Origin of the sequence: Halomonas sp. SpR1 (genome assembly GCF_031010175.1) — a bacterium.
In the GTDB taxonomy this organism is placed as follows: Bacteria; Pseudomonadota; Gammaproteobacteria; order Pseudomonadales; family Halomonadaceae; genus Vreelandella.
The window spans coordinates 65,678-75,364 of sequence record NZ_JAUAMB010000025.1 but is presented as its reverse complement, the minus strand read 5'-3'; the positions used below and the strand labels follow the sequence as shown (position 1 = coordinate 75,364).

Annotated in this window: 10 protein-coding genes and 1 pseudogene; 3 read left to right on the top strand and 8 right to left on the bottom strand. The window is 56.9% G+C overall.

From position 1 onward, the window contains the following. Nucleotides 1-309 (bottom strand): annotated as a pseudogene (locus tag QT231_RS16605) (signal recognition particle-docking protein FtsY); the annotation flags it as partial. Nucleotides 310-399: 90 nt separating this feature from the next. Here QT231_RS16605 and rsmD point away from each other — a divergent pair. Together rsmD and zapB are read left to right on the top strand one after the other, a co-directional pair. After that, the gene (gene rsmD, locus QT231_RS16600; RefSeq protein ID WP_308337955.1) at nt 400-1,032 is read left to right on the top strand and encodes a 16S rRNA (guanine(966)-N(2))-methyltransferase RsmD; all 633 of its coding nucleotides are present in this window, start codon (nt 400-402) and stop codon (nt 1,030-1,032) included. 134 nt (nt 1,033-1,166) lie between these two features. Beyond that, nucleotides 1,167-1,370 (top strand): cell division protein ZapB, encoded by a 204-nt coding sequence (gene zapB / locus QT231_RS16595; RefSeq protein WP_308337954.1) that lies wholly within the window; start codon nt 1,167-1,169, stop codon nt 1,368-1,370. Nucleotides 1,371-1,393: 23 nt separating this feature from the next. Here the strand turns inward: zapB and rimI are convergent, their stop codons facing one another. From rimI to prfB, 7 genes are all read right to left on the bottom strand, one after another. Continuing rightward, nucleotides 1,394-1,837, bottom strand: a complete 444-nt coding sequence (gene rimI, locus QT231_RS16590) for a ribosomal protein S18-alanine N-acetyltransferase (RefSeq protein WP_308337953.1) — start codon at nt 1,835-1,837, stop codon at nt 1,394-1,396. Then, nucleotides 1,827-2,747 carry a hypothetical protein gene (locus tag QT231_RS16585; protein ID WP_308337952.1) on the bottom strand — a complete coding sequence of 307 codons (921 nt, stop codon included), beginning with the start codon at nt 2,745-2,747 and terminating at the stop codon, nt 1,827-1,829. The genes rimI and QT231_RS16585 overlap by 11 nt, the downstream gene beginning before the upstream one ends. Next, nucleotides 2,744-3,052 (bottom strand): BolA/IbaG family iron-sulfur metabolism protein, encoded by a 309-nt coding sequence (locus tag QT231_RS16580; protein ID WP_308337951.1) that lies wholly within the window; start codon nt 3,050-3,052, stop codon nt 2,744-2,746. The genes QT231_RS16585 and QT231_RS16580 overlap by 4 nt, the downstream gene beginning before the upstream one ends. Nucleotides 3,053-3,093: 41 nt before the next feature. Continuing rightward, entirely contained in the window at nt 3,094-4,497 is a 1,404-nt protein-coding gene (locus tag QT231_RS16575; RefSeq protein WP_308337950.1) for an MFS transporter, read from the bottom strand. Between the two features lie 205 nt (nt 4,498-4,702). Continuing rightward, entirely contained in the window at nt 4,703-5,089 is a 387-nt protein-coding gene (locus QT231_RS16570; RefSeq protein WP_308337949.1) for a hypothetical protein, read from the bottom strand. A gap of 84 nt (nt 5,090-5,173) precedes the next feature. Continuing rightward, nucleotides 5,174-6,685 carry a lysine--tRNA ligase gene (gene lysS / locus QT231_RS16565; protein WP_308320694.1) on the bottom strand — a complete coding sequence of 504 codons (1,512 nt, stop codon included), beginning with the start codon at nt 6,683-6,685 and terminating at the stop codon, nt 5,174-5,176. A 34-nt stretch (nt 6,686-6,719) separates the two neighbouring features. After that, a protein-coding gene (prfB, locus tag QT231_RS16560) for a peptide chain release factor 2 (protein WP_374694407.1) occupies nt 6,720-7,818 on the bottom strand; the annotation gives its coding sequence in 2 pieces (ribosomal slippage) (nt 6,720-7,742 and nt 7,744-7,818; 1,098 coding nt in all). Between the two features lie 243 nt (nt 7,819-8,061). Here prfB and QT231_RS16555 point away from each other — a divergent pair. Next, the gene (locus QT231_RS16555; protein WP_308337948.1) at nt 8,062-9,636 is read left to right on the top strand and encodes a peptide ABC transporter substrate-binding protein; all 1,575 of its coding nucleotides are present in this window, start codon (nt 8,062-8,064) and stop codon (nt 9,634-9,636) included. The last annotated feature ends 51 nt before the right edge of the window (nt 9,637-9,687 follow it).

Here is a 9,687-nt window from a genome sequence, read left to right as displayed (position 1 = left end):
CTCTGGCTCTGGCTCTGGCTCTGGCTCTGGCTCTGGCTCTGGCTCTGGCTCTGGCTCTGGCTCTGGCTCTGGCTCTGGCTCTGGCTCTGGCTCTGGCTCTGGCTCTGGCTCTGGCTCTGGCTCTGGCAGAGTTTCCGGTGCCTTTAAGCTCTCTTCAACCTCTTCATTGGAAGCGTCGGGCGTTGCACTATCCACCTCATCGGCTTGCTCTTGAGGCTGCTCTTTTAACTGCTCTTCCTGCGTCTGCTGCGGGTTTTGAGTCGCCTGCTGCTGATCTTGCTTATTCTTACGCTTAAAAAAACCAAACATGAGTGTTACCCGACATAAATAGTGAACATTAAGGTTATGCTAACACCGTAACCCAAGACTTTGGATAAACAGCCCGCTACAATCCGCCTTATGACACGACAACGCCCCCCTCGATCCTCTACGTCCCGCCGCACGCCTGCCCAGCGGGCCGGCAAATCACCTGGTAAGCCACTTGGAAAACTGCGCATTATCGGCGGCGAATTCCGTCGTCGCCAGTTGCCGGTGCTGGATAGCCCCGGCCTGCGTCCAACCCCCGACCGCGTGCGTGAAACGTTGTTCAACTGGCTTGGGCAGCAGCTTTACGGCCAGCAGGTACTCGATCTATTCGCAGGTAGCGGGGCGTTGGGTATCGAAGCGCTGTCCCGCGGCGCAGCGTGGGTCGATTTTGTCGAGCGCGACCCGCGGGTAGCGGCACAGCTGTCGACCAATCTGGCAACGCTTAATATTACCGCAAGCGCGTTGCATGTTAACGATGTTCAGGCTTATCTGGCTCGCCCCGCCAGGCCCTATACGCTGGTTTTTCTCGACCCGCCTTTCCATCAGCAGTTGGCCGCGCCCTGCTGCTCGACATTGGAAAATAGCGGCTGGCTGGATAACGAGGCAATGATTTACCTGGAAACCGAGACAGTGCTGGCACCCAATGTGCCCGCCAACTGGTTATTGCACCGTGAAACCCAGGCGGGCGAAAGCACCGCAAGGCTTTATCAACGTCAAGCACCGTAAACAGCGCTTGCCGCCAAGCGGCGGTGGCGTTACGCTCGCCTCATTCGTCCCTACTGACAAGCGCTGCGCTTGTTTTCTTGGGTGGCTTTTTATGACCTGTTTTGGGTTTTCGTTTTTACGCTAGGGAGAGATACATGAGTCTGGAGCTATTTAATCAGCTTGAACAGAAAGTCACCGATACCGTTGACGCACTGGAAATGATGAAGCTGGAAAATGAAGAGCTGCGCGGCGAAAACGCCAAACTGAAAGAGGAGCGTGAAGAGTGGGAACGTCGCCTCAACAGTCTACTCAGCAAATTTGACAGCCTCGACACCTCCAGCACCTCCAGCACCTCCTGAACGCCTAATAGATACGCTGCTGCCTAAAGTACCAGCGACATCAGCAGCGCATCCTCACGCCCGGCGGCCCCAGTTGCCGCTGGGTAGTAGCCCCGCCGGCAGCCATCTTCGCTAAACCCACAGCGCTGATAGAGCCGTATAGCACTAAGATTGCCCACCCGCACTTCGAGCAGCAGCCGCTCACTGAGCCAACCTTTTGCCATAGCCAGCACGGCTTCCATCAACGCCAGGCCAGCGCCGCTTCGGCGACACTCGGGTGAAACTCCAATCGCCTGCAGCTCCGCTTCAAACGGCAGCCGCGCCAAGATGGCGTACCCTAACAGCTGCTCATCCTGCCACCAGCCCAATACACAGGTGTCCTGACTCCCCAGGGCCTCCAGCATTTGCGTCTCGGTGGTACCGCTTTGCGCCCGATGCTCAAGCGCAATGAGCTGGGCCAGGTGTTCAACGTCGAGTTCAGTAATCATCCGTTGCCTGCTGAGCACTTTCTAACCGGGCGATTTCTGACTGAGCGCCGATTGCCTTATCGGTCTCCCACTGTTGGCCTAGCGCCAATAGCACTGGCCAGAGGTCACGCTTGCTACTGGCACTGTCGAGTAGCGACCCAAGCGCGGGCCCCTGCCAGAGGGGCAGCGAAAGCGTTTGGCTTTGACCATCAGTCACGTTCAGTATGCGGTTCAGCGATGCTTGCTCAGCAACCGATTCGGTATCAGGCTCGTCATCTAACTCGCCCCACCAAAGCAGTCGCTCTAACCGCCATCCCTGACGGCTCGCGCTTCCGTCAATAAACGCCGCCAAGCCCTCGCGGGCTTCGTCCAGGGGATCCTCTACCGCAAAGGCGTTGGCCATTTGCGGCCAGGTGAAGTGACTGACTTCCGGCAACGCTCCACGCTGAATGCCCGCCGCCTGGAGCAGGTTAGCCAGTAGCTGCTGCTCGAGCGGAGGCATCCCCCCTGCTTTCAGCACCAGCCAGCGCCCCCCAAGGCATACACAGGAAAGATCAAACTTAAGGGGCTGAGCTGGCGCTGCTGACCCGCCAGACATAGCCGTCTCCGGGTTGGCAATCGCCGGCTTACTTTGATTCGACTTGCCCTGCTGCTTGTCTTGGCTCAGCAGCGCCCGCACCCCCGAAGGTGAGGCGATGGTCTCGTCTGGCGTCTCGGGTTCGGGCGCTTGGGGTTTGGGCGCTTGACGCCTGGGCGCAGGGGCGTCGTCCAGCAGCGCCTGCAGCCTTTCACGGGGTGGTGTCGGGGCAGGCGCCGACTCCTCCCATTCGCAGGCCTCGGTGGGCAGCGCATTAGGCAACTGGTACTTAGCGGCCCAGGCAGTAATGCCCATGGCGTCCAGATAGTGGCGCCGAGTAACTTCCTGGTTCACTGCCCGCCGCCGCGACAGTTGGGTGAATTCGGACGCTCTCCGCCCCGCGCCTGCCACTCACTGGGGGTATACAGATGCAGCGCCAAGGCATGCACCGGGCCTGATAGTTCATCAGCCAACAACGCATAAATTTTCTGATGCCGTTTGACCGGCATCAGGCCGTCAAAGCTATCGCTCACCAGGGTCACCTTGAAGTGGGTTTCCGAGTTCGCGGGCACATTGTGCATATGGCTTTCGTTTTCAACCTGCAGCACGTCCGGCGTGAGTGCCGCTAACTTCTGCTCAATCTGAGCCTGCAGCGTCATGGAGTTCTCCTTAGGAACACAAACCACTTTATTGTACGCGCTTACTGCTCCGCAGACGATGCCCGACGGGCGTGTAGCGCTCGCCTTGCCTGCGGCATTCGCGCAACGCTCGCGAGTAGTGCCAGCAGTGTGGTCGCTGCCCCCAGCCAAAGTGTTACTTGAACCGGCCAACCTAACGCTAGGGCAGCACCGACTAGGGCCACGCCGAACGACTGCCCCACCGTGCGTGTGGTGCTCATCACCCCAGAGACGTTGGAACTGCGCTCCGGCGGAAGACTGCCCATCATTTCGCGATTATTGGGCGGCTGGAACAGTCCAAAGCCAATACCGCATAGCGCGGTGCGCCATAGACTTCCCGCCACGCCAGTTGATTCATCGACTAGCGCCAGTGCGATCAGGCCAATGATAAGCAGGCCAAGCCCCGCGCTAGAGAGAATACTGGGGTTAATACGGTCGGCTAGGCGCCCCGCTAAGGGGCCAACAAGCATTATAGCCAGCGGCCAGGGAGTGAACAGCCACGCGGTTTCCAACGGTGAAAAGCCCATCTGCTCCTGGTAGAAAAATGACAGCGCTACAAAGGTCAGCCCCTGACCAATAAAGGCAAGCCCTGAGGCCGAGACAGCCAGCGTAAAGCGCGGTTCGGCAAATACGCTAAGCGGCAGCAGCGGATAAGGCGCACGACGCTGGCGCGCAATAAATCCCACACAGGCCAGTACCGCCAGCAGTGCCCAGCCACCGCTTTGCCAAACGGGTGCGGCGTGGCTCACGGCATCCATGGCGATAAAGAAACTCGCTAGCATAACAATGGAGAGCAGCGCCCCCGCCACATCAAAGCTGCCTTGGCGACGCTCTTCACGGGGTAACGCCCGCTTGGCCAGCCACAGCGAACAGAGCCCCAGCGGCACATTGAGCGCAAACAGCCAGGGCCAATCGGCAAACGACAGGATCACGCCGCTGAGCGTAGGCCCTGCTGCGTAGCCTCCGGCCACGACCAATGCACTCAAGCCAAGGGCGCTGCCCAACAGCCGCGAGGGAAAAATCGCCCGATAGAGCGACGGGCCAATCGACAGCGTGGCGGCGGCCCCCAGCCCCTGGAAGGCGCGAAACACCAGCAGCGTTTCTAAATTGCGCGATAGCGCCGCCCCCAGCGCTGCAGCGACAAAGGTGGCCAGCCCAAACAGGTAGAGCCTGCGCCGGGTAATTAACTCACTAATGCCGGCAAACACCAGCAAAAAAGCCGCACACACGACCTGAAACAGGTTGGTAATCCATACCGCCCGGGAAGCCGACACGTTTAAATCAGCGGCGATGGTAGGCAGCGCCAGATTGATCATGGTGGTGTCGACCACCGCCATTAGCGTACCGGTCACCAGTGCCAGTACGGCCAAGGCACGTTCAGGCCCAGGCAGGCCATCATCGCCGGGGCGGGTTTCAAACAGTCTCATGACCAAGTTCCTAAGAGGCGAGTACCAAAAGGGCGATTTTCCAAACGAAATGGCTGAAACAGAGAAACCGGCCTAAGCCGGTCTCGAAGTGCGCTATCTAACGATTGCTGACACGCTATTACTTGCTATCAGTTACTCGCTGACGAGTAACTATCCGCCGCGCAGGCAAACACTGGGCTTGGCTAAGATACTAGCACGCTAACAGCTAATCCTGCTCACTATCGAGCAGCAGCGCATCATCGACTTCTGAAATCTCTAATGCCGTTTCGTCGTCCAGGTCGATCGCCAGATAGCTGTGCTCAACGCGTACATATGCCTGAAACAGCGCCCAGTCCAGCTTATCCGGCCACTGGCGCTCATCCTCTTCCCAAGCGCGCAGCTCAGTTTCAAGGATTTCCAGGTAACGCTCGCGCACAAATGTTTCCAGCGCTTCCGGGGTATCCATCTCAGGAATTAGGTAAATGGTACTTTCGCGCTCGACGTCGTCCAGGGTCAGGTCATCGTCTCCCATGGTGGGTTCCAGCGCGTTGATCCAGTCCACAAAGGGCTGGGTCGGCCTGACGCTCAGTGCGGAGCGGTTAAGCAGTTTCATGGGATTCTCCTCGCCGTCGAAACGTTGACCATTATGGGCGCTATAACGCGCCCTTACCAACTTTTCATCCGCTATCTTAGCGTGTTAGTCCACTTCAGGGCGCATCGCCGGGAATAGCAGCACATCGCGAATCGAGGCGCTATCGGTGAATAGCATCACCAGGCGGTCGATACCGATGCCTTCGCCGGCGGTAGGCGGCATCCCGTACTCCAATGCACGCACATAATCCGCATCGTAATACATCGCTTCCAAGTCGCCGGCGTCTTTTTCCGCTGACTGGGCGCGGAAGCGCTCCGCCTGGTCTTCGGCATCGTTAAGCTCCGAGAAACCGTTGGCGATTTCGCGCCCACCGACAAAGAACTCAAAGCGGTCGGTGACGAAGGGATTAGCGTCGTTGCGCCGCGCTAATGGGCTGACTTCCGCCGGATACTCGGTGATAAAGGTCGGCTGGTCGAGCTTATGCTCGGCGACCTCTTCAAAGATCTCCGTTTGCACCTTACCCAGGCCCCAGCTCTCTTTGACCTTGATGCCGAGCTTCTCAGCAGTGACCCGTGCCGCTTCCAGCGAATCCAGATCGCTGTCGGCAATGCCATCACCATGGTCAAGGATCGCCTGACGCAAGGTCAAACGGGCAAAAGGTTTGCCGAAATCGTAGCTCGCTCCCTGATACTCAATCACCGTGCTACCGAGTACTTCCTCAGCGGCGGTGCGCAGCATGGCTTCGGTCATATCGAGCAGATCACGGTAATCCGCGTAGGCCCAGTAGAACTCCACCATGGTGAATTCTGGGTTATGGCGAGTCGAAAGCCCCTCGTTGCGGAAGTTGCGGTTAATCTCGAATACTTTTTCGAAGCCGCCCACCACTAAACGCTTGAGATAAAGCTCCGGCGCAATACGCAGATACATATCGATATCCAGCGCATTGTGATGGGTAATGAAGGGGCGCGCCGCCGCGCCGCCCGGAATCGGCTGCAGCATCGGCGTTTCCACTTCCATAAAGCCGCGGGCTTCAAAGAAGCGGCGCATGGAGCTGATCACCGCTGCGCGGGTTTCAAACACCTTGCGCGACTGTGGATTCATGATCAGATCTACATAGCGCTGGCGATAGCGGGCTTCCATATCGGTGAGGCCGTGAAACTTATCCGGCAGCGGACGCAGGCTCTTGGTGAGCAGCTGCGCCTCTTTCATCATCACGTACAGATCGCCCTTGCCGGATTTATGCACCGGCCCGTGGCCGGCGACGATATCACCGATGTCCCAGCTTTTAACGTCTTCCAGCACGTCGGCAGGCAGGCCTTTTTTATCCACGTAGAGCTGGATTTGCCCAGCCACATCCTGAATAACGATGAAGGGGCCGCGTTGACGCATCACGCGGCCCGCCACCGAGGCGTGGTGATCCAACGCTTCAAGCTCGACCTTGTCTTTATCGCCGAAGGCATCTTGCAGCTCAACGGTTAAGCTGTCGCGGCGAAAGTCATTGGGAAACGCACTCTTTCCCTGCTCAGCGGCGCGCTCGCGGCGAGCGGTCAGCTTGGCCCGGCGCTCGGCAATCAGGTGGTTTTCGTTGTCTGCAGGAGACGCGTCTTGGTTAGCCATGGGGCACCCTGTTCATGTTCAAACGCTAAAAAAATTACAAGCCTTGCTTCAAGCTGGCGACGATAAATTGGTCAATATCCCCGTCGAGCACTTTATCGCAGTTGCTGGACTGCACACTGGTGCGCAAATCCTTGATGCGCTGATCGTCAAGCACGTAAGAGCGGATCTGGCTGCCCCAACCGATGTCGGCCTTGGAGTCCTCGGCCTCCTGCTTGGCCGTATTGCGCTTTTGCATCTCCAATTCCCACAGCCGCGCTTTCAACTGCTTCATGGCAAAATCGCGGTTGGCGTGCTGGCTGCGTTGCCCCTGACAGGCCACCACAATACCGCTGGGCTCGTGGGTAATCCGCACCGCCGAATCGGTAGTGTTAACGTGCTGACCACCCGCGCCGCTGGAGCGGTAGGTATCAACGCGCAAGTCCGAGGGATTGATCTCTACCTCGAAGCTGTCATCAATTTCCGGCGACAAAAATACCGACGCAAAGGAAGTATGCCGACGGCCACCTGAATCGAAGGGGCTTTTACGCACGAGTCGGTGCACGCCGGATTCGGTGCGCAGCCAGCCGAAGGCATAATCGCCTTGAATATGCACCGTGGCCGATTTAATGCCCGCCACCTCACCGGCGGAGATTTCGGTGATATCGGCTTTAAAGCCATGGCTCTCCGCCCAGCGCAGGTACATGCGCAATAAAATATTGGCCCAATCCTGGGCTTCGGTACCGCCGGAGCCGGATTGAATATCCAGATAAGCGTTGTTTTGATCCATTTCACCGGAGAACATGCGCCGAAACTCAAGCTTTTCAAGGATAGCCTGCAGGCTATCCAGCTCTTTGCACACTTCTTCAACAGTGCCCTCGTCCTCTTCCATTTCAGCCAGCTCGAGCAGATCTCGGCTATCGCCAAGGCCCTGCTCAAGGTCATCAATGGTGGCCACAATGGCTTCAAGGGAGGCGCGCTCTTTGCCTAACTTCTGCGCGTAGTCTGGATCGTTCCAGACATTGGGATCTTCCAGTTCGCGGGTGACCTCTTCTAGCCGATCCTTCTTCTCGGCATAGTCAAAGATACCCCCTAAGAACGTCTGTCCGCTCAGACAGGTCCTTGAGCTGGTTGTGAATCGGATTGGTTTCCAACATGGGATCGCCCTAGCTTTGTCAACTCGGATCGTACAGAAGTGTATCGATCAGAAAAGCGCATAGTGTAGCGAAATTGGCTGCCAACAACCATGCAGGCTTGTCGCGCATAACGCTCGTAGTATCGAAATTGCGCATAGCTACATGTTTAATTTCTTATGGACGCCTGCTTTTCACCGATGCTAGTACTTAATTGGAGTTTAGATAATCAAACAACCGTATTAGAACAATATTGGAGGGATCAGAATGCTAACAACTCGCACTCTCATGGGCTCAATGGCGTTGGTTCTAAGCTGCGCCACACCTCTCCAGGCGGACACACTGCGCTTAGCCATTATGGGCGAACCTGCCTCTCTAGATCCGCACAAAATTAGCGGTACCTGGGAAAATGACGTAGTGGGCGACCTTTTCGAGGGGCTTGTCACTGAAGCAGCCGATGGTTCGCGTATCCCCGGCGTTGCAGAATCCTGGGAAATCTCCGATGACGGCACGGTATACACTTTCACACTGAGAGACGATGCCAAATGGTCGGACGGTGAACCTGTCACTGCTGATGACTTTGTGTTCGCCTTTCAGCGCATTTTATCGCCAGCCACCGCCGCTAATTACGCCTATCTGCTGTATCCGATTAAAAATGCCGAAGCCGTCTATGCAGGCGACGCCGCTACCAGCACTTTGGGTGTCGAGGCCTTAGACGCAACTACCTTGCAGATAACCCTAGAACGTTCAACGCCTTATTTTTTAGACCAACTCTCCCATTACACCGCCTATCCACTACCACGCCACGCGGTGGAAGCACATGGCAATGAATGGTCTAAGCCGGGCAATATGGTCTCCAACGGGGCTTTTCAGCTAGAGGACTGGCAGTCACAAACGCGTATCACCGCCACCCGCAACCCCAATTTTCACGATGCTGATCAGGTAGCACTGGACGAAATTGTTTACTTCCCTATTGAAGAGCGCAATACAGCGCTCAACCGCTTCCGTGCAGGCGAAATCGATATCGCTCGAGAGTTTCCGACTCAGCAGTACGACTGGCTGATGGATAACCTGCCAGAAGCCGTTCAGGTGGCCCCCTACCTCGGTATTTATTACTACGTTTTCAATACCCGTGACGGCCATGCGACCACTGACCCACGTGTGCGTGAAGCGCTTAGCCTAGCCGTTCGCCGCGAAGTCATTACCGATCAAATACTCGGAACCGGCGAACTGCCTGCGTATAGTTTCGTGCCACCTAACGTCAGCCACTATGAAGCGCCCACCGCTAGCTTCGCCGAGCTATCTCAAGAGGAGCGCTTAGAGCGCGCCCGCGAATTGCTTCAAGAGGCAGGCTATGGCCCTGATAATCCGCTTGAGCTCATGCTGCGCTATAACACTAGCGAGGATCACCGGAAGGTCGCCATCGCCATCGCCGCCATGTGGAAGCCTCTTGGCGTTGAGGTTGAGCTGTATAATTCGGAGGTTGCCGTTCACTACGCGGATATTCGTCAGGGCGACTTCGACGTTGCTCGAGCCGGCTGGATTGGTGACTACAACGACGCCCAAAACTTCCTGAGTCTATTGGAGAGTAACGTATCTAATAATTACGGTGCCTACAGCTCGCCGGAGTTTGATGCACTGATGAGCGAAGCCGCGAATACCCAGGATCTGGATAAGCGAGCTGAGATAATGGCCGAGGCAGAGACCATCGCCCTGGAAAATAGCGCTACGCTACCGATCTACTACTACGTCTCGCGCAATCTTGTTAGCCCCGACATTTCCGGCTGGGAAACCAATATTGAAGATATCCATCGCTCGCGCTGGGTTCACTTCAACGATTGATTTCCTGTAGTTCGTTTTTTATCACAACAGACTACCGCTACACCCTCAGGC

Bases quoted from the DNA above. Each gene is read 5' to 3' on its own strand.
- rsmD (WP_308337955.1), top strand. From the start codon at position 400: ATGACACGACAACGCCCCCCTCGATCCTCTACGTCCCGCCGCACGCCT.
- zapB (WP_308337954.1), top strand. From the start codon at position 1,167: ATGAGTCTGGAGCTATTTAATCAGCTTGAACAGAAAGTCACCGATACC.
- rimI (WP_308337953.1), bottom strand. From the start codon at position 1,837: ATGATTACTGAACTCGACGTTGAACACCTGGCCCAGCTCATTGCGCTT.
- QT231_RS16580 (WP_308337951.1), bottom strand. From the start codon at position 3,052: ATGACGCTGCAGGCTCAGATTGAGCAGAAGTTAGCGGCACTCACGCCG.
- QT231_RS16575 (WP_308337950.1), bottom strand. From the start codon at position 4,497: ATGAGACTGTTTGAAACCCGCCCCGGCGATGATGGCCTGCCTGGGCCT.
- QT231_RS16570 (WP_308337949.1), bottom strand. From the start codon at position 5,089: ATGAAACTGCTTAACCGCTCCGCACTGAGCGTCAGGCCGACCCAGCCC.
- lysS (WP_308320694.1), bottom strand. From the start codon at position 6,685: ATGGCTAACCAAGACGCGTCTCCTGCAGACAACGAAAACCACCTGATT.
- QT231_RS16555 (WP_308337948.1), top strand. From the start codon at position 8,062: ATGCTAACAACTCGCACTCTCATGGGCTCAATGGCGTTGGTTCTAAGC.